This is a genomic window from Allobosea sp. UNC402CLCol (assembly GCF_000745475.1).
Taxonomy (GTDB): Bacteria; Pseudomonadota; Alphaproteobacteria; order Rhizobiales; family Beijerinckiaceae; genus Allobosea; species Allobosea spartocytisi.
The window spans coordinates 75,732-97,888 of sequence record NZ_KN050692.1; the positions used below are offsets into that span (position 1 = coordinate 75,732).

The 22,157-nt window shown below is 65.5% G+C and carries 20 protein-coding genes; 8 read left to right on the plus strand and 12 right to left on the minus strand.

Annotated elements, in window-relative coordinates; genetic code table 11:
• Window positions 1–57: 57 nt before the first annotated feature.
• The 6 genes from GY40_RS22870 to GY40_RS22895 form a co-directional block, all read right to left on the minus strand.
• Window positions 58–303: a hypothetical protein gene (locus GY40_RS22870; protein ID WP_038367450.1), complete on the minus strand. Its 246-nt coding sequence runs from the start codon at window positions 301–303 to the stop codon at window positions 58–60.
• A gap of 74 nt (window positions 304–377) precedes the next feature.
• Window positions 378–1,238, minus strand: a complete 861-nt coding sequence (locus tag GY40_RS22875) for an energy transducer TonB family protein (RefSeq protein ID WP_051988436.1) — start codon at window positions 1,236–1,238, stop codon at window positions 378–380.
• Window positions 1,235–1,681 carry a TonB system transport protein ExbD gene (gene exbD / locus GY40_RS22880; RefSeq protein ID WP_038367453.1) on the minus strand — a complete coding sequence of 149 codons (447 nt, stop codon included), beginning with the start codon at window positions 1,679–1,681 and terminating at the stop codon, window positions 1,235–1,237. Before exbD ends, GY40_RS22875 begins: the two co-directional genes overlap by 4 nt.
• 3 nt (window positions 1,682–1,684) lie before the next feature.
• The gene (gene exbB, locus GY40_RS22885) at window positions 1,685–2,722 is read right to left on the minus strand and encodes a tonB-system energizer ExbB (RefSeq protein WP_051988437.1); all 1,038 of its coding nucleotides are present in this window, start codon (window positions 2,720–2,722) and stop codon (window positions 1,685–1,687) included.
• A 290-nt stretch (window positions 2,723–3,012) separates the two neighbouring features.
• On the minus strand, window positions 3,013–3,363 hold the full coding sequence (locus tag GY40_RS22890; protein ID WP_038367455.1) for a winged helix-turn-helix domain-containing protein: 351 nt from the start codon (window positions 3,361–3,363) through the stop codon (window positions 3,013–3,015).
• Between the two features lie 9 nt (window positions 3,364–3,372).
• Window positions 3,373–3,891: a GAF domain-containing protein gene (locus tag GY40_RS22895; RefSeq protein ID WP_051988438.1), complete on the minus strand. Its 519-nt coding sequence runs from the start codon at window positions 3,889–3,891 to the stop codon at window positions 3,373–3,375.
• A 217-nt stretch (window positions 3,892–4,108) separates the two neighbouring features.
• Between GY40_RS22895 and GY40_RS22900 the strand changes: the two genes are divergently transcribed.
• The 4 genes from GY40_RS22900 to GY40_RS22915 all read left to right on the plus strand — a co-directional run bounded on the left by GY40_RS22900 (window position 4,109) and on the right by GY40_RS22915 (window position 7,074).
• Window positions 4,109–4,525 carry an NUDIX hydrolase gene (locus tag GY40_RS22900; protein WP_038367456.1) on the plus strand — a complete coding sequence of 139 codons (417 nt, stop codon included), beginning with the start codon at window positions 4,109–4,111 and terminating at the stop codon, window positions 4,523–4,525.
• Between the two features lie 15 nt (window positions 4,526–4,540).
• The gene (locus GY40_RS22905; RefSeq protein WP_038368665.1) at window positions 4,541–5,332 is read left to right on the plus strand and encodes a class I SAM-dependent methyltransferase; all 792 of its coding nucleotides are present in this window, start codon (window positions 4,541–4,543) and stop codon (window positions 5,330–5,332) included.
• Between the two features lie 109 nt (window positions 5,333–5,441).
• On the plus strand, window positions 5,442–6,557 hold the full coding sequence (locus tag GY40_RS22910; protein WP_197062805.1) for a DNA topoisomerase IB: 1,116 nt from the start codon (window positions 5,442–5,444) through the stop codon (window positions 6,555–6,557).
• A gap of 217 nt (window positions 6,558–6,774) precedes the next feature.
• Window positions 6,775–7,074 (plus strand): hypothetical protein, encoded by a 300-nt coding sequence (locus GY40_RS22915; protein ID WP_038367462.1) that lies wholly within the window; start codon window positions 6,775–6,777, stop codon window positions 7,072–7,074.
• Between the two features lie 50 nt (window positions 7,075–7,124).
• Here GY40_RS22915 and GY40_RS22920 read toward each other — a convergent pair whose 3' ends face one another.
• From GY40_RS22920 to GY40_RS22940, 5 genes are all read right to left on the minus strand, one after another.
• Window positions 7,125–7,541: a DUF1236 domain-containing protein gene (locus GY40_RS22920; RefSeq protein WP_038367466.1), complete on the minus strand. Its 417-nt coding sequence runs from the start codon at window positions 7,539–7,541 to the stop codon at window positions 7,125–7,127.
• Window positions 7,542–8,052: 511 nt separating this feature from the next.
• Window positions 8,053–8,604 (minus strand): single-stranded DNA-binding protein, encoded by a 552-nt coding sequence (gene ssb / locus GY40_RS22925; RefSeq protein WP_038367469.1) that lies wholly within the window; start codon window positions 8,602–8,604, stop codon window positions 8,053–8,055.
• A 217-nt stretch (window positions 8,605–8,821) separates the two neighbouring features.
• Window positions 8,822–9,679, minus strand: coding sequence for an ABC transporter permease (locus tag GY40_RS22930; RefSeq protein ID WP_038367471.1), 858 nt, complete (start codon window positions 9,677–9,679; stop codon window positions 8,822–8,824).
• On the minus strand, window positions 9,676–10,668 hold the full coding sequence (locus GY40_RS22935) for an ABC transporter substrate-binding protein (RefSeq protein WP_051988547.1): 993 nt from the start codon (window positions 10,666–10,668) through the stop codon (window positions 9,676–9,678). The genes GY40_RS22930 and GY40_RS22935 overlap by 4 nt, the downstream gene beginning before the upstream one ends.
• Window positions 10,669–10,917: 249 nt before the next feature.
• Window positions 10,918–11,484 (minus strand): biotin transporter BioY, encoded by a 567-nt coding sequence (locus GY40_RS22940; protein ID WP_038367475.1) that lies wholly within the window; start codon window positions 11,482–11,484, stop codon window positions 10,918–10,920.
• Between the two features lie 216 nt (window positions 11,485–11,700).
• Between GY40_RS22940 and GY40_RS22945 the strand changes: the two genes are divergently transcribed.
• The 3 genes from GY40_RS22945 (at window position 11,701) to uvrA (ending at window position 18,063) form a co-directional block, all read left to right on the plus strand.
• Window positions 11,701–12,879, plus strand: a complete 1,179-nt coding sequence (locus GY40_RS22945) for a pyridoxal-phosphate-dependent aminotransferase family protein (RefSeq protein ID WP_038367477.1) — start codon at window positions 11,701–11,703, stop codon at window positions 12,877–12,879.
• 240 nt (window positions 12,880–13,119) lie between these two features.
• Entirely contained in the window at window positions 13,120–14,742 is a 1,623-nt protein-coding gene (locus GY40_RS22950) for an ABC-F family ATP-binding cassette domain-containing protein (RefSeq protein WP_038367479.1), read from the plus strand.
• Between the two features lie 399 nt (window positions 14,743–15,141).
• Window positions 15,142–18,063 carry an excinuclease ABC subunit UvrA gene (gene uvrA, locus GY40_RS22955; protein WP_038368666.1) on the plus strand — a complete coding sequence of 974 codons (2,922 nt, stop codon included), beginning with the start codon at window positions 15,142–15,144 and terminating at the stop codon, window positions 18,061–18,063.
• Window positions 18,064–18,125: 62 nt separating this feature from the next.
• On the opposite strand, the gene GY40_RS27295 is transcribed toward uvrA, so the two are convergent.
• On the minus strand, window positions 18,126–20,960 hold the full coding sequence (locus GY40_RS27295; protein WP_081925624.1) for a type I restriction enzyme HsdR N-terminal domain-containing protein: 2,835 nt from the start codon (window positions 20,958–20,960) through the stop codon (window positions 18,126–18,128).
• A gap of 631 nt (window positions 20,961–21,591) precedes the next feature.
• Here GY40_RS27295 and GY40_RS22965 point away from each other — a divergent pair.
• Window positions 21,592–21,918 (plus strand): hypothetical protein, encoded by a 327-nt coding sequence (locus GY40_RS22965; protein WP_038367484.1) that lies wholly within the window; start codon window positions 21,592–21,594, stop codon window positions 21,916–21,918.
• Window positions 21,919–22,157 lie beyond the last annotated feature (239 nt).

The following is a 22,157-nucleotide window of genomic DNA, read 5'->3' on the forward strand; positions in this document are numbered from 1 at the left end:
GCGGCCCTTTTTTCTTGCGGCCGATCCTCACGCCGGAACTGCCGAAACCGGCAAGGGCTACCAGCGCCGCCAATAATAGGGCGGGCCGCCGAAGCCTGAATCGAAGCGGTCGAACTGGTAGCGACGCTCCGCCGAGCGATCCAGATCGATCTGCAGCAGGCAGTTCGAGAAGCCTTCGCTGCCGGGTTTGAAGCCGTAGGAACGGCAACGCGCCTCGTCGGCCGCCCGCCGCTCCTCGAGCGTGACGCAGCCGCTGCAGGCCAGCGCCAGCAGAAGCCCGGCTGCGAGTTTCGGTGCGATCATGCCCCATCTCCTGTCCGCGCCCGCGACGACCGATTAACCGCCGGAATCTCCGGCAGTTCAATCGCAGCAACGATCTATCGCGAAAACCTGATCGGCACGGACAGGGAAACCGAGCCGCCGCCGAGCCCGTCCGGCGGTGCCGGGACAGGGCTCGCCCGCCGGATCATCGCCACGGCCTCCTCGTCGAGCGCGGAATCGCCGGAGCCGCGGACGAGCCGCGCCGACAGCACCCGCCCACCGCGGTCGATGCTGAAGGCGACCTGCGCGGTGCCGGGATTCGCCCCGTTCGGGAACCGCTTGAAGCGGTTGAGATGGGCGATCAGCGTGCCGCGCCAGCTTGCCGTCGCCGCCGGCGAGGCGGAGGACGCGCCCGATGCGGGGGCGGCAGTGCGCTGGGCAATCTGCGCCTGCGCGGTCGGGGCCGAGCTTTGCTCGGAGCGCGGCTTGTCCGGGTTCACCGGCTTGCGTCGCTGCACGACCTTGGGCTTCGGCGGCGGCTGCTTCTTCACCTCCTTCGGCGGAGGCGGCGGCTCCTGCTTCGGCGGCGGCGACAGCACGGCGGCGGCGTCCGGCAAGGGCGGAAGCTCGGGGATCTTGATGTCCGGTTCAGGCGCCGCGACGGGCGCCGGCTCCGGCGGCGGCTCGGGTTCCCTGGGTCGCTCGACCATGGGCTCGGGCGGCGGCGGTTCGGGCTCGGATTCGACCATCTCGGGTCCGGGCGCGATATCCTGCTGCGGCGTTTCCGGCGCAACCGCAAGCGGCGCGAGCTCGATCATCACGGCGGCGGGCTGAGCGCCGGCCGCAGCCTCGGCTGGCTGCCAGGTCGCGATCATCCAGCCGGCCGTGCCATGGGCGCCGGCGATGACCAGCGCCGCGACGCCCCAGCGCAATGCGGCGGGCCAGAAACGCGTCTGCGGCGAGCGCCCGATGCTCATGGCTTGGCCGCCGCCGCGCCCTGCCCGGTATCCTCGAGGCCGACGAGCGCGATCTTCAGATAGCCCGCCTTGCGCAGGAGGTTCATCACCTCCATCAGCTCGCGATAGGCGACGGCACCGTCGGCGCGCAGGAAGACGCGCTGCTCGCGGTCATTCCCGGTGCGCTGGTCGAGCGTCGCCTGCAGCGCCTCGCGCGGCAGGGCGTCGTTGCCGAGCGCGAGCGACAGATCGCCCTTCACCGTCAGGAAGACCGGCGTGTCCGGCCGGGGCTGCGGCTGCGCGTTCGAGACCGGCAGGTCGACCGCGACATCAACCGTCGAAAGCGGCGCCGCCACCATGAAGATGATCAGCAGCACCAGAATGACATCGATGAAGGGCGTGACGTTGATGTCCGCGACTTCGCCGAGATCGCCGTCCTGCGGGTCCTTGAGCGAGACGGCCATGGCTCACTCCGCCCGGACACGCGGCATCGCGGCGGCGGCCGGCGGCACCGCCTGCAGGACCGAACGCGCCGGCACGCTCGCAACCAGGCGCTGGCGCCGCTCGAGATCACGCGAGAGATGGCGCAAGATCTCGCCCGAGGCGTCCGACAGCGTCGCGCGATAGCCGGTGATGGCGCGGGCGAAGACGTTGTAGATGATGACGGCCGGGATCGCCGCGACCAGGCCGATCGCCGTCGCCAGCAGCGCCTCGGCGATGCCCGGCGCGACCACGGCGAGATTGGTCGTCTTCGCCTGGCTGATGCCGATGAAGGAATTCATGATGCCCCAGACCGTGCCGAACAGGCCGACAAAGGGCGCCGTGGAGCCGATCGTCGCCAGGAGCCCGGTGCCGCGCGCCATGTTCCGGCCAGCGCGAGCCTCGATCCGCGACAGTGCGATGGCCGCCCGCTCCTTGATGCCGTCCTCGCCGAGATCGACCGAGCGGCGGGTCTCCTCCAGCGCGGCGGACAGCAGCGCCCCGACCGCGCCGCGCAGCTTGCCGTCCTTGCCCGAGATGGTTTCGGCCGCATCGCCGAGGCTGTCGGCGGCCTCGATCCGGCGGAGCGAACGCAGCGCGCCGGTCTTGGCGGCGGCGAGTTCCATCACCTTGGCGAGCCAGATCGTCCAGGTCACCAGCGAGGCGAAGGCGAGGCCGATCATCACCGCCTTCACGACGATATCGGCCGCCATGAACATGCCCCAGGGCGACAGGTCGTGCGGCAGCGTCGCGGCGGCCTGAGGCGCCGGAGCGACCGGGAGGCTGGCTGGCGTATCGCCCGGTTGCAGCGGCGGATGCGCGGCGCTCGGCGGAGCGATCCCCATCTGCGAGGCCGCCGGTGGCAAGGGATTCGCCGGCGCTGCGGGCGGGGGAGCCGGCTGCATGGCCGGCGGAGAGGCCGGCTGCGCCGGAACCTGCGGAGCGCCCTGAATCTGGGCCAGCGCGGCAGAAACGGGCAGCAAAAGGCTCAGCGCCAGAAAAGCCGAACGAAGCAGTCTCGTCATGACCAGTCCTACATCCGCCGCGTGATCGCCACCCGGCCTCGCTCTCCCCGCCATCGGGGAGCGAGGATCGCTCTCGAACGACGGCCGGCGCGTACCGGCCAAGCCAAGCGAAAGCGGCGAACCTCACATTGGAATAAATAAAAAAAGCACGCTTTATCAGCGAGTTGCGAGCAGAACGAGTGTTTGAATCACACCCTCCTGTCAAGGCTTGAACGGGCCGCGGGATGGCCGGGCTGCCTTTTTCGAATGGGTGCCGGGCGGCCGCGACCCGCCCGTCGATGCGGCTCGCTTCAGCCCGTGGCGGACGGGTCGATTTCCGCCTGGATGGCCGCCAGATGCTCGGCTGCGGCTGCGGTCGCGGCCTGCTCCACCGCGCGAAACCGGCTCACCAGCACCTGGCCGAGGCTGGTCAGGCTGGCGCCGCCGCCATTCTTGCCGCCGACCTGGCGCTCCACCACCGGCTGGCCGAAAAGCGTGTTCAATTCCTCGACCAGCTCCCAGGCGCGTCGGTATGACATCGCCATGTCGCGCCCTGCCGCCGAGATCGAGCCCAGCGCCGCGATCTTCTCCAGCAATTCGATCTTGCCCGGGCCGATGCGGCCTTCGGGGTCAAGCTGGATGCGCAGGCTGAGCGAAGGCACGGCTCGGCCCTAGGAGGCCGCGGCCAGCGCGGGAGTCGCGGCCTGCGCGCAAGCCGCCAGATAAATCGCCGCGACGCGCTCGATGCCGGCCTGATCGGCGGCGTCGAAACGGGCCACGGAGGGGCTGTCGAGATCGATCACCCCGATGACGCCGTCGGTCCCAATCAGCGGGACGACCAATTCGGAGCGCGACGCCGCGTCGCAGGCGATATGCCCCGGAAAGGCATGCACATCCTCGACCAGGACCGAGCTGCGCCGCGCCACGGCTGCGCCGCAGACGCCCGCGCCGACGGCGATGCGCACGCAGGCCGGCTTGCCCTGGAAGGGACCGAGCACCAGCTCGCCGCCGCGCATCAGATAGAAGCCGGCCCAGTTGAGGCCGGGCATCGTCTGGAACAGCAGGGCGGCGGTGTTGGCGGCATTGGCGATCGGATCGGGTTCGCCATGCAGCAGGGCTTCGAGCTGCTGGGCCAGTTCGCGGTAGAACACGGCCTTGTCTTCGGTCTCGATGTCGCGCGCCTCGAACATGACCCTGCGCCTCCGGAATTTTCGCGATTCCCAGATCGCCACGCGTCCCGCGGATGCGGCAGCGGCGATCTATGCATTTGTTATCGCATTGGATTGTCCCGAAAAGTGGCGTCCACTTTTCGCGCGATGCTATAGCACCATCGGCCGGGCTTCGCCATGCGCGGCAAGCGAACCGCCTTCGCCCCGCCCGGCCGCAACCGAGAGTTCACCGCTCGCGATGCCCCACCCCAGCCGCCCCATCCGCATCGCCGCCGCATTGCTGACTGACAGCCGGAATCGCCTCCTGCTGGTCCGCAAGCGCGGCACGGAAAGCTTCATGCAGCCGGGGGGCAAGATCGAGCCGCGGGAGGAGCCGGGTGCGGCGCTGCTGCGCGAATTGCAGGAAGAATTGGGGCTGACGGAGCGCCGCGAAGCGCTGAGCTTTCTCGGCAGCTTCGCGGCGCCTGCGGCCAATGAGCCTGGCTTCACGGTGGAGGCCGAGATCTTCCGGCTCGTTTCCGACGAGACACCGCGGCCGGCGGCGGAAATCGCCGAGATCGCCTGGCTGATGCCGGGCGTCGCGGCGACTGTCACATTGGCGCCATTGACGCGCGACCATGTGCTGCCGCTCTGGCTTTCCGGCTCCAGTGATTGAGGTGACGAGATGGATATGAACGCGACCGCTGCGGCGCGCCATGCCGATGGCAGTGCCGGCGATGCCGATTACGGCCGGATCGGACGCGGCTACGCCTCCTATCGCCGGCCCGAGCCCGCCATCGCGGCGCAGATCGAGGCTGCGCTCGGCCCGGCCGGAACCATTCTCAATGTCGGCGCCGGCGCGGGCTCCTATGAACCGCGCGGCCGCGACGTCACCGCCGTCGAGCCTTCCGCCTCGATGCGGGCGCAGCGCCCGGCCGAGATCGCCGTTGCCATCGACGCGACGGCGGAGACCTTGCCCTTCCCCGACCGGTCCTTCGACGCGGCCATGGCGACCTTCACGGTGCATCAATGGCAGGATCTCGATGCGGGCCTGCGCGAAATGCGCCGGGTGACGCGCGGGCCGGTCGTCATCCTGTCCTGCGACCCCGCGCTGGTCGAAACCTTCTGGCTCGCCGACTACGCGCCGAAGGTGCTGGCGACCGAGGCGAGGCGCTATCCCGCGCTCGACCATATCGGCGCGGTGCTCGGCGACCAGGTCGAGATCGTGCCGGTCGCGATCCCCCTCGCCTGCCGCGACGGCTTCAACGAAGCCTATTACGGGCGGCCGGAATGCTTCCTCGACGAGGGCGCGCGCTCGGCCTGCTCGGCCTGGAGCTTCGTCGATCCAGCGGAAAACGCGGCCTCGGTGGAGCGGCTGCGTCGCGACCTCGAAACCGGCGCCTGGGATGCCCGTTACGGCGCCCTGCGCGGCCAGCCGAGCTTCGACGGCTCGCTGCGGCTGGTGATGTCGCGCCCGGCGTGAGGCGAGCCGATGCTATCGCGCGACGCGATAACATCGGCTCGCAAAGTGGAAGATGGCTTTCGGAATGGCTGCCGGCGAATTGGCAGGGCGAGGCCTACCTGAAGGGACGGTGGATCTTTCCGGCGCAGAGCGAGACGGCTCCCATTCGGAACCATCTCCAGCCCCCGGGCATTGTCTCGCGACAATGCGTGAGTCCGCGCCCATGGCCGCTTCCCGACATGCCAAGCAACGCCCCGCTGTGAAACGCCTGCGGCGGGTCTCCTCGGACGAACTTGTCATCCGCCGCGTACGGCGCGGCCGCTTCTTCAGCTATCGAGATGCAAACGACAACAGGATCACGGATGAAGAGATCCTGGCTCGCATCCGTTCTCTCGCCATTCCCCCCGCTTACGAGGATGTCCGCATCGCGGACGATCCGGCAGCGCATCTTCAGGCGATCGGGCGTGACGAGGCGGGGCGCATCCAGCATCGCTATCATCCGGACTGGGAGAAGGTGCGAGAGCGTCGCAAGCTCAAGCGGCTGGCGTGCCTGATCGCGGCGCTCCCCAAGCTGCGAGCCCGGATCGCCAAGGATTTGCGCTCACGACAGCTTGGCCATGACAAGGCGTTGGCCTGCGCCGCCGCCATCATGGACCGCTGCCATATCCGTGTGGGCAACGAGGCCTATGCCAAGGCCAATGGAAGCCGCGGCGCGTCGACCTTGCTGAAGCGACATGTCGACCTCACCGGCTCACGAATTACGCTGCACTTCCGCGGCAAGAGCAGCAAGGATATCGCCTGCACCGTCGAGGCTCCAGCTCTCGCGCGGGCCATCGGGCGGATATCCGCCCTCCCAGGCGCGCGCCTGCTGCAATATCTGCGCGAAGACGGCAGCGTCGCGCCGATCAGCGCCGACGAGATCAACGGATATCTCAGGAGGGCTAGCGGGCAGCGGATCAGCAGCAAGGATCTGAGGATGCTCGCGGCCAATGCGGCTGCTGCCGAGCTGCTCCTCGCCGGTGAAGAGGCCGTCAGCGAGATGGGCCGCAAGCGGCAGATCGCCGACATCATGCGCATAATTTCGGAGCGGCTCGTCAACACGCCAGCCGTCGTGCGGAAAAGCTATGTCCACGCCATCGTCATTGACGCCTATGCGAGCGGCCGCCTGCAGAGCAGCTACGCGAAAGTGCGCGCCTCGGCGCGTTGCTCTCGCATCGAGCGGGCCTTGGGCCAGCTCGCGGCCTGATGAAGGTACCCTGACATCTGCGTGCGATATCGCAGCCCGACCTGCGGTTCTCATGTCTCGTTGTGACGCCCACGAACATCACGGACCGGGTGATGCAGAGGCACGAAGGCAGCGCTCGGCAGTCGGATGCGGTTGACATCTCCCAACGTCATCGGGACACTCTGGTTGTGGTGTCCCCTTCTTACCTTCCCCATGATTCAGGGAGGCCGGTGTCGCCATGAAACCTACGGTAGATGCCTATACGGTCGCCCTCCCCTGGTACGAGCCGGAGGACTTCGCAGCGCTGTTGAAGCTCGCTCAAGATCGGGACGAGATGCCGACCGATTATGAGACGTGGCATCGCCAGGCCGTCGCTGTGATGAATGCGTGGCTGGCCCGTGGGCGAGCGCTCGAAATCGTCACCATTCGACCGCATGAGTTCGTCGCTTGGCTCGAAAGGGAAGGCCTTCCCAACACGGCCGAGACGAGGCGGCGGTATGTCGAGGAACAGGCTCGTCACTGCCACGATGTCGCCTGAAACAATAAAGCCCGGTCTCAAGGATGAGACCGGGCCATCGCCATCGCTCGCTATTCGATCACTTGGATAATTTTCCGCGTTCTCGGCTCAACGATGACGGTACGGTCATTCACGATCGTGTATCGATAGCCTTTGGCGGCCCCATATTCGGGCGGAACTTCCCGATAGGTCACGCCACGCTCGGGCAGAACAGCCCCGACCCGCACATCCTCGCGGTAGGTGTATGAAGGCACCTCGTGTTCGGTCACGTAGGTCTTGAAGCGGGGCGTGGCGTCGCCCGTGATGCCACCGACCACGGCGCCGCCGACTCCACCGACCACGGCACCGACCGGACCGCCAACAACAGCCCCGCCGACCGCACCAGCCGCGGCGCCGGCCGCGGCACCGCCGCGAGCCCCTTCAGGGTTCTGCGCGAGCGCCGTCAAAGGAGCCAGCGTGACCGCAGCAGCAAGAATGATCTTTCTCATCGATCGATCTCCTGGTTGCCCCCAGTTGAGATCGCAAACCTCCCGGATCGCCGGCGGTTCCGCGCGCTGCAAAAATGCCCCGGAAACTGCACATTATGGTCACGTCGCCGCACATTGCGGGGGCCCAGTGATCCTCAAACCACGCGAATGCGATGCCGGGAGCTATTGCCGGGGTCAGGACCAAATCGTGCGAAAATGGGCTTCCATGGTGCCGGCAGAGCCCTCTTAAGACACGCAGGACATGAACCGCGTCGATCGTCGGATCGAACGCGATGATGCCGGCGCCATCGACGATGCGCGGGACGCGCTCGCCGGACGCAAACCGGCTCCGCATGATCCGGTAAGGTGCAACGTGCTTATACATAGCCCCTTAGGAGCCCTTGGTTGACGAGACCAAAGACCCGCATAGCGCACAAGGGGCGGGTTGCATTTCCCTCAACAAATTGGCCCGATTTCATCAATCGGACCAACTCGTTACGAGGACAGCTTGCAAGCCTGCAAGTACCGCAGTTTAGAACGGGATATCGTCGTCGAGATGGCTCGACGAGGAGCGTCCGCCGCCACCGCCGCCGCTCGACATGGCCGGCTGGCGCGAGCCGCCGCCGCTGCCGCCCATCGCGCTGGAGCGACCGAAGGAGCCGCCGCCACCGGAGCGCTCTTCCCCATAGCCGCCACCGCTGCCGCCTTCGCTATACTCCTCCGAGCCGCCCTGGCGGCTGTCGAGGATGGTGAGCTCGCCGCGGAAACGCTGCAGCACGATCTCGGTGGTGTATTTCTCGACGCCGGACTGGTCCTGCCATTTGCGGGTCTGGAGCTGGCCCTCGATGTAAATCTTCGAGCCCTTCTTCAGGTACTGCTCGGCGATCTTCGCCAGATTCTCGTTGAAGATCACGACCGAGTGCCACTCGGTGCGCTCCTTGCGCTCGCCGGACTGCTTGTCGCGCCAGGTTTCCGAGGTGGCGATCCGCAGATTGACGACAGGCTCGCCGCTGCCGAGGCGACGCACCTCCGGGTCGCGCCCGAGATTGCCGACCAGAATGACCTTGTTGACGCTACCAGCCATGACAGGCTCCATTTCCTGCGCACCAAGCGCCCGTCGAGGCCTTCCGGGTCTCGTCGGGAGCTCCAATCACATCCGGCCGATCGACCGGAGCCGAACCCTATCGGCCTGTTCACCCAATATCAATGATGTTCCTGTTTTGTTCAAGGGGCTCAAGCGAGGTTTTCCCCGGCTGATTCGCCGCTCCGCCGAAGTTCCCGCAGCGGCCGGCCGGGCTCGGTCAGGCAAGCGGACGCCGCGCGCCCAGAACCGCCTGCGCCATCCGGTCGAGCAGGATGGCGAGCACGACGATCGCCATGCCGCCGACGAAGCCGAGGCCGGGATCGGCGCGCTGCAGGCCGAGAAGGACGATCTCGCCCAGCCCCTTCGCGCCGATCATCGAGGCGACCACGACCATAGCGAGCGCCATCATGATCGCCTGGTTGAGCCCCTGCAGGATGGTCGGCCGCGCCAATGGCAATTCGACGAGCCAGAGCGTCTGGCGCGGGCCGAGGCCGAGCGCGCGGGCCGCCTGCACCAGCCCGGCGTCGATGCCGCGCAGGCCGAGCTCGGTCAGCCGGGCGAAGGGCGGCAGGGCGTAGATCAGCGTCGCGACCAGCGCCGGCGCCCGTCCCAACCCCAGCACCATCGCCACCGGGATCAGGTAGACGAAGCTCGGAATGGTCTGCATCAGGTCGTAGAGCGGCGCGAGCGCCCGCCCCAGCCGCGGCAGCCGCGCGGCGGCGATGCCGAGCGGCAGGCCGAGAATGGCGACCAGCAACACGGCGACGACGACGAGCGCGAGCGACTGCATCGCCTCGTTCCAGACGCCGAGACCGGCGAGGACCAGCGGCAGAAGCGCCATCGCCAGCGCGAAGCCGATCTTGCGCCCCGCGAGCCAGGCGCCGACCGCGATGGCCAAGACGAAGACCGGCACCGGGACGTGAAGGAGAGCCGTCTCGACACCGCGCACCGGGGCCGTCAGCAGCGCGCTGAAACCGTCGAGATCGTCGCCATAGCCGGTGACGACGGCATCGACCGCGCGGTTGACTAGCCTTTGCAGCGCCTTGCCGAATTCCGGCAGCCAGTCCGGAATCACAGGCCGGATGCGACCTTGGCGGCGATATCGGCCGGCAGCCACGCCTTCCAGACATCCGCTTTCGTCTTGAGGAAGACGAGCGCCTGCTGCTCCGGCGTCACGCCCTTCTCGCGCGCCTCGGCCAGCATCTTCGAGGTCAGGTCGCTGGTGGTGGTGTAGTTCTTCAGGAAGCTCGCGAGCTGCGGCGCCTTCTTCGCCAGATCGATATTGGCGCCGATGACGACCCGGCTCATCGGATAGGCCGTCGCCTGCTTCGGCGCGTCGCTCGTCTTGAGCTCCTCCCAGATCTTGGGATCGAAGGGCGGCTCCTCGAGCTTGACGAGGTCATAGGCGCCGAGCAGCCAGCTCGGCCCCCAGTAATAGAACACGACCGGCCGCTTGCGCTTCAGCGAAGCCTCGATCGCGGCGACCAGCGCCTCGCCCGAGCCGCCGCGCGTATTGGTGAAATCCTGCGCCAGCCCGTAGGCCGCGAGCTTCTTGGTGTTGATGCCCTCGCAGACCCAGCCGGCGACGCAGTTGTAGAAGCGGCCCTTGCCGGGCTCGTCGGGGTCGGCGAAGAGATCCTTGTAGCGCTTGAGATCCTGGACCGATTTCAGCTCGGGGGCCTTCGCATCCGGGCCGGAGACCAGATAGCGCGGCACGAACCAGCCCTCGCTCGCATCGGGGAAGGTCGTGCCCAGCGGCTCGACCTTGCCGGCCGCGGCCTCCTTCACCCAGGCCTCGACCGGGTTCGCCAGCCAGATCTCCATGACGATATCGACATCGCCGCGCCCCATGCCGTTGACCAGCGGCGCGATGGCGCCCGGCACGCGCTCGACCTTGCAGCCAAAACCCTTCTCGGCGATGGCGCTGGCGACGGCGGTGTGGAAGGCGGCGGAGTCGTAGTCGAGCCCGGCGATCTTCAGCGGCCGGTCGAGCTCGCAGGCGAGGACGGGAGCGGCCAGGCCGAGGCCGAGCATCAGGGCTGCGCCTCGCAATAGGGCTTTCATCATCGCATTCCCCCGCTGGCTGTGACCCCGATCGTGCACCTGACGATCGGTCATGTCCACGAAGCGCGGAAGTCCGCCAAAAGTTCCACCACAGGGCGAACGGGGACCCGGCTCCGTGCCGTCAGCATCGCGCAGGATGGCGGACGAAGCCAGTTCCGGTCCTGTCAGCGTCTGTCAGGACCGGAGGAGGCCGTCATTCCGGGGCAGGCCCGGAATGACGGCGCAGTTCTTGTTGAACGAAGCGCTCGCTCAGCCGCGCGGCGCGAAAGCCTTCAGCGTCGCGGCCGCCAGGGCGGATTTCAGGATCGCGCCGAGCAGGAAGGGCGTCGCGCCGACCGCGATGGCCTTTTCCATGCCGATGAAGGTCGCGAGCCAGGCTGTGCCCAGCACGAGGCAGAGCGCGTTGCCGGCGAGCATGGAGAGCGTCGCGAGGCCGATCCGGCGGCCGTTCCAGCCGCGCTGGGCGAGGAAGCCCGTCAAAGCCGCGGCGAAGGGGAAGGCCAGCAGATAGCCACCGGTCGGGCCGGCGACATAGGCGGCACCGCCGAGCGCGCCCGCGAAGACCGGCAGGCCCGCCACGCCTTCGAGCAGCCAGGCGATCACCGTGACGGCGCCGAGGCGCCAGCCATAGAGCGCGCCGATCAGCGTGACGGCGAAGGTCTGCATCGTCATCGGCACCGGCACCATCGGCACCTTGATCTGCGAGGAGAGCGCCAGCAGCAGCGTGCCGACGAGCACGGCGGCCGTCCGCCAGGCGAGCGAGCGGCTTTCCAGGCGCAGCGGGCTGAACGGGCGAGCGAGAACGAAATCGGTCATGGTTGCTCCGTAAGCATGATCGGCGCCGCGTCGCCGCGACTCCGGTGCCGCCTTGTGAGCGCTTTCCCGCGCCGGATGCAAGGCCCGACCGCGAAAGCCGTGCGCCCCGCATCATGCGCCGCGGGAGGGCGCGCAATGCCGCGCAGCCGCTTGCGCGCGACGCCGATATGTCGGATTGGCTGCGGAAGTCCGCTTTTCCCAGCCCGAGGATCTCCGATGACCCTGGCCAATGGCCGGCCGCTGCTCGCTATGCCCGGCCCGACCAATATCCCCGACCGCGTGCTGCAGGCGATGATGCGCCCGGCCGAGGAACTGAGCTCGGCCAGCATCGTCAGGCTGACGGATTCGGTGCTGGCCGATCTCAAGCGCATCTTCCGCACCGGCGGCGAGACCTTCGTCTATGCCGCCAACGGCCATGGCGGCTGGGAGGCAGCCTTCACCAATGTGCTGTCGCGCGGCGACAAGGTGCTGGTGCTGGAGAGCGGGCGCTTCGCGACCGGCTGGGGCGAGATGGCGCGGTTCATGGGCGCCGATGTCGAGATGCTGGCGGGAAGCTGGCGTCGCGCGGTCGATCCCGCCACCGTCGAGGCCCGGCTGCGCGCCGATACGGCCCACGCGATCAAGGCGGTGATGGTGGTGCAGATCGACACCGCCGCCGGCGTCGTCAACGACATCCCGGCGATCCGCCGGGCGATCGATGCCGCCGGGCACCCTGCCCTGTTCATGGTCGACGGCGTCGCCTCGGTCGGCTGCATGGAATTCGAGATGGACGCCTGGCGGATCGACGTCGCCGTCTCCGCCTCGCAGAAGGGGCTGATGTCCTCGCCCGGCCTGGCCTTCGTCGCGGCCAATGAAAAGGCGCTGGCGGCCCATGCCCGCGCCGACATGCGCAGCGGCTACTGGGACTGGAGCGGCCGCATGAACACGCTGGCCTATATGAAGCATTGCGGCACCGCGCCGGAGCATCTGCTCTTCGGCCAGCGCGCCGCTCTCGACATGATCTTCGAGGAAGGGCTTGAGGCGATCTGGCGTCGCCATGCCGCGCTGGCGAAGGCGACGCATGCGGCGGTCGAAACCTGGGCGAGCGGCCAGGCGCTGGGCTTCGGCGTTGCCGAGCCGCAGGAGCGCGCGCCCTCGGTGACGACGATCCTGACGCCCGGCTTCGACGTCGCCGAGATCACCGATTTCACCCGCGACATCTGCGGCGTCTCGCTCGGGCTCGGCATCGGCGACTATAGCGGCAAGGCCTTCCGTATCGCCCATATGGGCCATTTCAACGCAGCCAGCCTGCTGGGCACGCTCGGCGCCGTCGAGATGGCGCTGCAGGTCAAGGACATCCCGCACGGCTCCGGCGGCGTCGCGGCGGCGGTGGCGAGCCTGGCGGAAGCGGCCTGAGGCGACCGACACCCGCCGAACTCTCCCACGCCCTTCCACGGCCGTCATGCTCGCCCTCGTGGCGAGCATCCACGTCTTGAACGCGACACTCGACCAGAGAAGACGTGGATGGTCGGGACAAGCCCGACCATGACGCGGCAAGCCTTCCATTCATAGGCCTCAGGTTCGAGCCTGGAGCCTGTCCCGAAATGACCGGCAAATTCATCCCGGTCGAACAATCACAGCAGCTCGCAGTACCCCATGATCCGGCTCGAAAACATCAGCAAGCAGAACGGCAAGCAGATCGTCTTCATCGAGGCCTCCGCGGCCTTGCAGAAGGGCGAGAAGATCGGCCTCGTCGGCCCCAACGGCGCCGGCAAGACCACGCTGTTCCGCCTGATCACCGGCGAGGAAGCGCCCGATGAGGGCCAGGTCTCGATCGATCGCGGCATCACCATCGGCTATTTCAGCCAGGATGTCGGCGAGATGGCCGGCATGAGCGTCGTCTCGGCCGTGATGGACGGCGCCGGCCCGGTTTCGAGCGTCGCGGCCGAGCTCGCGGCGCTGGAAGCCGCCATGGCCGATCCCGACCGCGCCGACGAGATGGAGGAAATCGTCCTGCGTTATGGCGAGGTGCAGGGCCGTTTCGAGGAGCTCGACGGCTATGCGCTCGACGGCCGCGCCCGCGAGGTCCTCGACGGCCTCGGCTTCAGCCCGGCGATGGTCGAGGGCGATGTCGGCGCGCTCTCCGGCGGCTGGAAGATGCGCGTCGCGCTCGCCCGCATCCTGCTGATGGCGCCGGACGCCATGCTGCTCGACGAGCCGTCGAACCATCTCGACATCGAGAGCCTGATCTGGCTGGAGGAGTTCCTCAAGGGCTATGAGGGCGCGCTCCTCATGACCTCGCATGACCGCTCCTTCATGAACCGCATCGTCGGCAAGATCGTCGAGATCGACGGCGGTTCGCTCACCACCTATTCTGGCGATTACGAATTCTATCAGCAGCAGCGCGCTCTCTCGGAGAAGCAGCAGCAGGCGCAGTTCGAGCGCCAGCAGGCGATGCTGGCCAAGGAGATCGCCTTCATCGAGCGCTTCAAGGCCCGCGCCTCCCATGCCGCGCAGGTGCAGAGCCGGGTGAAGAAGCTCGACAAGATCGAGCGCGTCGAGCCGCCGAAGCGCCGCCAGACCGTGAAGTTCGAGTTCCAGCCGGCGCCGCGCTCCGGCGACGACGTCGCGGGCCTGAAGGGCGTCGCCAAGCGCTATGGCGAGAAGGTCATCTATGACGGCTTCGACTTCCAGATCCGCCGGCGCGAGCGCTGGTGCGTCATGGGTGTCAACGGCGCCGGCAAGTCGACGCTGCTGAAGCTCGTCACCGGCACCTCCGAGCCTGATAGCGGGATCGTCACCCTCGGCGCCGGGGTCAAGCTCGGCTATTTCGCCCAGCATTCGATGGAGCTGCTCGACGGCGAGCGCACCGTTTTCGAGACGCTGGAGGATGCCTTCCCGCAGGCCAATCAGGGCTCGCTGCGGGCACTGGCCGGCTGCTTCGGCTTCTCGGGCGACGATGTCGAGAAGCGCTGCCGCGTGCTCTCCGGCGGCGAGAAGGCGCGGCTCGTCATGGCGCTGATGCTCTACGACCCGCCGAATTTCCTCGTGCTGGACGAGCCCACCAACCATCTCGACATCGCCACCAAGGAGATGCTGATCGAGGCGCTCGCGGCCTTCGAGGGTACGATGCTGTTCGTCAGCCACGACCGGCATTTCCTCGCGGCCCTGTCGAACCGCGTGCTGGAACTGACGCCGGAGGGCGTCCACGCCTATGGCGGCGGCTACACTGAATATGTCGCGCGGACCGGACAGGAGGCCCCGGGACTGCGGCACTGAGGTGCTGCTGGCCGCGCTTTACCCTCAGCCCTCATCCTGAGGAGGCCTGAAAGGCCGTCTCGAAGGATGTTCCAGGAGGCGCCTGAGATAACTGGAGCATCCTTCGAGACGCCGCTGACGCGGCTCCTCAGGATGAGGGCTCACATTTCCGGCCAGGCATTCAGGGATGAGGGCTTGTGAAGGTCGTGGCCGAAGAGCTGCGTTCCTGCCATCCCCTGTCAGCATCGCTCTTGGCTGCCTCCCGTCCGGGCCGTCCCGCATGCTAAACATTCCCGCTGCCCGGAGGACCGGGCTGGTATGGCGCGACAATTGCCCTATCTCTAGGCCTTCTCCGAGACGGACGCCCCGATGGCCCGCAAGACCGAAACCGCCGCTGCCCAGGCTGCTGCGCTGGAAGACATGTTCGACCGCAACCGCGCGGCCGATCCGAACAGCCGCGCCATCACCGTGCGCGGGGCGCGCGAGCACAATCTGAAGAATGTCGATCTCGCCATCCCGCGCGACAAGCTCGTGGTGTTCACGGGCCTCTCCGGCTCGGGCAAGTCCTCGCTCGCCTTCGACACGATCTATGCGGAAGGGCAGCGCCGCTATGTCGAGTCGCTCTCGGCCTATGCCCGCCAGTTCCTCGAGATGATGCAGAAGCCCGATGTCGACCAGATCGACGGGCTCTCGCCGGCGATCTCGATCGAGCAGAAGACGACCTCGAAGAATCCGCGCTCGACCGTCGGCACCGTCACCGAGATCCACGACTACATGCGCCTGCTCTGGGCGCGCGCCGGCATTCCCTATTCGCCCGCGACCGGCCTGCCGATCGAGAGCCAGACCGTCCAGCAGATGGTCGACCGCATGACCGAGCTGCCGGAGAAGACGCGCGGCTATCTGCTCGCGCCTGTCGTGCGCGGCCGCAAGGGCGAGTTCCGCAAGGAGATGGCCGACTGGCTGAAGCGCGGCTTCCAGCGCGTCAAGGTCAATGGCGAGTTCTACGAGATCCCGGACGCCCCTGCCCTCGACAAGAAGTTCAAGCACGACATCGACGTGGTGGTCGACCGGATCGTGATCCGGCCCGATCTTGGCGCCCGTCTCGCGGATTCGCTGGAGCAGGCGCTGGAGCTGACCGACGGCATCGCGGTTTTCGAATATGCCGACGAGAAGGAGGAGAACGGCGAGGCCAAGCGCGTCACCTTCTCCTCGAAATTCGCCTGCCCGGTCTCCGGCTTCACCATTCCCGAGATCGAGCCGCGGCTGTTCTCGTTCAACAATCCGTTCGGCGCCTGCCCGGTCTGCGACGGCCTCGGCCACGAGATGCGGATCGATCCGGACATGATCGTGCCGGATCATTCGTTGACGCTGAAGAAGGGTGCGATCGCACCCTGGGCCAAGTCGACCTCGCCCTATTACGGCCAGACGCTGGAATCGCTGGCGAAGCATTTCGGCTTCTCGATGACCAAGCCTTGGTCGGAGCTGCCGGAAAGCGCGCGCAAGGCGATCCTGTTCGGCACGGGCACCGAGCCCGTCCGCATGGCCTATAATGACGGCCTGCGCAGCTACGAGGTGAAGAAGCCCTTCGAGGGCGTCATCACCAATATGGAGCGGCGCTGGAAGGAGACGGAGTCGGACTGGGCGCGCGAGGAGATCGGCCGCTTCATGTCCGAGACGCCCTGCGCCGCCTGCAACGGCTATCGCCTGAAGCCCGAGGCGCTGGCGGTGAAGATCGACGGCCGCCATATCGGCGAGGTCTCGAAGCTCTCGGTCAAGGACGCGCTGGACTGGGTCACGAACCTCCCTGCCCGGCTCTCGAAGAAGCAGAACGAGATCGCCCCGCGCATCCTCAAGGAAATCCGCGACCGGCTGACCTTCCTGCTCGATGTCGGGCTGGAATACCTGACGCTCGCCCGCGCCTCCGGCACGCTGTCCGGCGGCGAGAGCCAGCGCATCCGGCTGGCGTCGCAGATCGGCTCGGGCCTGACCGGCGTGCTCTATGTGCTGGACGAGCCCTCGATCGGCCTGCACCAGCGCGACAACGAGCGCCTGCTCGGCACGCTGCGGCGCCTGCGCGACCTCGGCAACACCGTGATCGTGGTCGAGCATGACGAGGACGCAATCCTCACCGCCGACTATGTCGTCGATGTCGGCCCCGGCGCCGGCATCCATGGCGGCGAGATCGTCGCCAAGGGCACGCCGCAGGACATTCTCGACGATCCCAATTCGCTCACCGGCAAATACCTCACCGGCGAGATGTCGGTCGCGGTGCCGGCCAAGCGGCGCAAGGCCACGAAGGGCCGCAGCCTCAAGATCGTCGGCGCGCGCGGCAACAACCTGCGCAATGTCGATGTCGAGATCCCCTTGGGGATGTTCACCTGCATCACCGGCGTCTCCGGCGGCGGCAAGTCGACGCTGGTGATCGACACGCTCTACAAGGCGGTGGCGCGCAAGCTGAACGGCGCGATCGACCACCCGGCCCCGCATGACCGGATCGAGGGCATCGAGCATCTCGACAAGGTCATCGACATCGACCAGTCGCCGATCGGCCGCACGCCGCGCTCGAACCCGGCGACCTATACCGGCGCCTTCACGCCGATCCGCGAATGGTTCGCCGGCCTGCCGGAGGCGAAGGCGCGCGGCTATCAGGCCGGGCGCTTCTCCTTCAACGTCAAGGGCGGCCGCTGCGAGGCCTGCCAGGGCGACGGCGTCATCAAGATCGAGATGCACTTCCTGCCGGATGTCTACGTCACCTGCGACGTCTGCAAGGGCAAGCGCTACGACCGCGAGACCCTCGAGGTGAAATACCGCGACAAGTCGATCGCCGACGTGCTCGACATGTCGGTCGAGGAGGCGAAGGGCCTGTTCAAGGCAGTGCCCTCGATCCGCGACAAGATGGAGACGCTGGCGCGAGTCGGGCTGGACTATGTCAAGGTCGGCCAGCAGGCGACGACGCTCTCGGGCGGCGAGGCGCAGCGCGTCAAGCTCTCCAAGGAACTGTCGAAGCGCGCCACCGGCCGCACGCTCTACATCCTCGACGAGCCGACGACCGGCCTGCATTTCCACGACGTCGCCAAGCTCATGGAGGTGCTGCACGAGCTGGTCGACCAGGGCAATTCGGTGGTGGTGATCGAGCACAATCTCGAGGTGGTGAAGACCGCCGACTGGGTGATCGACATGGGCCCCGAAGGCGGCGACGGCGGCGGCCAGGTGGTGGCCGAAGGCACGCCGGAGGACATCGTCCGCATCGGCAAGGGCCACACTGCGCGGTTTTTGAAGGAAGTGCTGGAGCGCCGGCCGATCAAGAAGGGGAAGACGGTCGCGAGGCAGGCGGCGGAGTGAGCCGACAGAAATTTACATTTACGATATCGGTAAAGATCAAATTTTATCACAGAAAAACATCTTCATGGAGGCATTTCTGAGAATAAGCTCTCAAAATCTCTCTTAAGCCATGCCATGGCTCCGCGCACGACTGCACTTTCATCCCGTAATCCGTCAAATCTACCATCCCTTCCATTTAGATCGATAATTACATACGAGTTACCCCACTCAACACTGCGTTTAGCAAACCACCGCCCGAACGATTTCAAGAGAGCATCGGTTTTGGAGACGTATGTTTCTTGTGCTTCATTACTGTCCCAATCTGATGTCACATCTGGGAAAGACACGTCCGCGCCTGCTTCATCGAAAGTTCGAACGGGCCAGCGCCTGTAGTTGATCGCCGGCCGCTCGACATCATTCTTCGAATATATCTCGACCTCAATCTCATATCGCATCGGTGCCATGCGAAATGTAGGAAGATGAGAGCGTAGCTTTGGGAAGCTTCGCTCGACGACTTCCGCATACGCCACTTGCCGCCTACGATGATAACTGTCGATTGTACGAGCGAAAAGACTACGATCTTCAATCGAACGTAGATTGAGGCGATCAAGATCGTCCCACCAAGGAATAAGCGAGGATACTCCTTCTTCGATCAGCAGCTCGATATCACTAAGCAGCTCACTCATTGGAAATTTTTGGCCACTGCGAAGATTACTCGGCGCGACCAACCTATCGGCGTTTGGCTTTAAGGCATCGTACGCATCCTTGAGATTCGCCGCACTTACGGGCGCATCGTATTCTCTCGCCAGATGACGCAAGCGGCCCAATACTTGCTCCTCGGTCCAAACTCGCCCCCCACGAAGACGCCTGGCCTTGGTCAATGCCGCTAACGATTCCTTGACGCGCTGGGTTCCGATAATACGTCCAGCCTCCACTCCATAGCCAACACGCTTCAGAGCGTGTCCGTACACTCGAGGGGCCTGCTCCCACCGCTCTGCTGGCAGCAAGCGCACAGCGTGAGCATCACCCTTAGCCTCGAAGAAGGAGTACACTATATCATCTGAACCCAACGTGCCGTGAATGCCGAGATTCTCGGCGGCCAGACCGGCGATCTCTTCGCGAATGAGATTGCCGATAGGCTCCAGATGAACCGCTACCAGCGATTCAATTGTGGATCGAATGTCGGAAAGAATGCGTATTGTATCGCCGTGGCCATCATTCCCGAAGGTTTCATCGCCCGCTGCGAAGCGGAGACTCCGGATGGCTAACTGCATGTCAGTTTGAATAATTGCCTGCCACACAGCGCCGCGCGCGTCGACGTTTGGCGCGGTAGCGACAAGCAAAATCGGGAATTGCGAAGAGGAATCGAACGTAAGCGACGCTAATTCCTCCTGATACCGCGCAGGATGGGCGGTCCAAAACCGCATCGATCGGAGATAATCTGCCAATCCTTCGTGCTGCAGTTCGACAGTTGCTCCGCGAACGCTGAGCGCATCTGCCTCAGCAAGCCTATGTAAAGTACGCTCAGGGTTCGGATGGTGCCGACAGAGCTCCACCGCTCGCCTTAGAGGAATAGGACCTAATGAGGTTTCTGTAGCGATTTCCGCAAGAATTTCGCGATCTAGAGCGCGCTCAATCGGTCGCGACGCAGCCAAGATACGACCAAGCCATTCTTCATATAGGGACGCGATATTGGCAGTGCGCCGTTGCTCGCGCGCGTGCCGATCTAACAACAGATCAGCGAGCAGCGGCACCTCGGCTATGCGGTAAATATAATCAGGCGCTCGATCGAAGAAATTCTTAACAATCGGTCGATCCACGGATCTGACTTCGGCGATTCTTCTAAGGTCATCAATTTTGTAACCAGCCAAGTGAAAAGTCGGGAGACTAAGACCAACAGGAGCAGCTTGTCCGCGAGACGTAACAATGAGCCGCGCGCTAGGATAATCTAGCATCAAAGTTCGTAAAGCACTCTCCAACGCCCCCCGCTGCTCCGGTTCGACTCTCTCGAAACCATCTGCGATTAAGAGGAGACCTTGTTCCCGCGCGATCGTACGGAGCGCTGCCAGCTTGAAACCTCGCTTATGGCTGGCTACCCGATCTACCAGAAACTCTTCTAATGCCCGCCCAGAGAGCGCGACATCAGGTAGAAAAACCGCGAGGGGAAGCTCTGTACTCGCCCCCTCCCAACGCCTTTCAATTCCTTCACGAAGCAAAGATCTAGCAAGCGTCGTCTTACCATATCCTGAAGGTCCGATTATAATCGCCCCTCGAATTCCCGAGGATATTAACTCACCAGAACGCATGTTGCGCTCAGATCCAGGGTCAATAAGCGTTCTTTCTATTGAAAAGCGACAACCTATTACAGAATCTTCGTACTGCGCACGCTCGTAATCAGCAAGATTTCTTGCTAAAATATCGAATTTCTTATTTTCAAGAACTGAACAGTGCGCCTTAATTGCCTCTTTCGACAAAAGCGACTCTATATCACCTCTCCTAGCCGCCAAATCGGAAATATCACAAGTTAGAACACAAATGCTCTCAGTCGAAATTTGCATTTGCCAGACTTCTAGGCGGAGGCCGTTAGTCATTAAGAGGATCGGCGCTCTCAAATTCTGCGCATAAGATTCACCCTGTTCTTTGCCCTCATCGAGCGGCTCGTCGCTTCGCTTCGTCTCAACGACGATGAGCGAGTTAGCACGACTAAATGGCTTCTCAGCGTAAACGACAAAATCGGCTTCCGGTTTGCGGCCAGCACGCCTCTGGCGCCCCTCTTGAAATGTAATCGGAACCTTGGCCTCAATGCACATGGGTTCATGCCCCAATGCATTTAGAAGTGGGAGGACCAGCCAAGTCTCGATATTGGCCTCGCGCGCATCGGAAATGTTGTCGATCGCGTTCCAGAAACTCGCGCTCATATTTGGTACGAATCCATAGAAATGCGCGTCATGTACCTATTCCACCCGTCCAGCTGCGCGTTTTCAAGAGCGGCCCCGCGAAGGGTAGGCAAACTGCGCTTGAGAGTCTGGCGTCCGAACGGCCCAGAAAACTTATCCCCGCCCCTTGTCACCCGCCCTATCCTGCCCTCGCCCATCACCCAAACGGGGCGGCCGTCCGGAGGTATGCTGGAGGTTGGGTGAGGGTCGGCGCCTGCGGGCGGGGGTTACGCCCTGCTCCCGGGAGGCTTCGGGGCACCGCCCTGGGGACATTACGATCCCTGTGCGAGGAGCTCGCTGGGAACGGCCGGCGGTTGACGATGGGTGCGGCGACGACGCGACAACCCGATGAGGGGAACTGGCGTCGAAACCCGCCACCCTGAACCGTCCAAGCCCGATAAGCGCGGCCCGGAGTCCGAAATCGCCGGAGGCGGAGCGCCACGGGGCGTGCGACGGGTGGCTCAATCCCGCCGCGCCGCAGCCTGGCTCAACGGTTGCGGATTCCCTTGCGCCTCGCGGCGCTCCGCCAGCCCTGCCTAGCCACCCTTGCGACCCCGCCGCGCATCCGCGCGGGCGGACGATCCCGCCTGCCTCACCCGACCGGAGCCCCGCCATGCCGAAACGCCAGAACACCCCAGCCGATATCCCGCCGATCACCGATTTCGAGAGCTGCCAGAGGGCGCGGTCCGCGCTGTTTCGCCGGCTGACCGACCAGCTCGAAATCTTTCGCGTCTGCCCGCACAGAAACTGCAAACGGATGCGCGCCTGCCAGGATGCGCGCGGCGCCTGCTTCCACGCCGTCTTGCAGGCCATGCCGGACGAGGTCCGCAGATCGTTCGCCTATGCGATGCAGAACCGCGCCAATGGGCTCGACCCCGACGAGGCGATCGCGCAGGCCGAGGCCCGTATCGCGGCGGAGCGCGCGCGCTACGGCCGGTAGACGCCCGCCGCATGTTCTTGGAAACGCGGGGCATCCCGGACGGAGCCTTCGGGTCCGATCCTCGATCGGCCCAGGGATTTGAAAACTCCGCGGAGATCCGGGATCCACGCCTGAGCCTTGCTCTGATGGGTTCCGGCATGGATCCCGGGTCAAGCCCGGGATGACCGCGGGGTTCCCAGGCCCGCCGTCGATCCGGGGCGCCGCAGCCTCGTCGTCGCGGGCTCCTCCGGGGCCGCGCA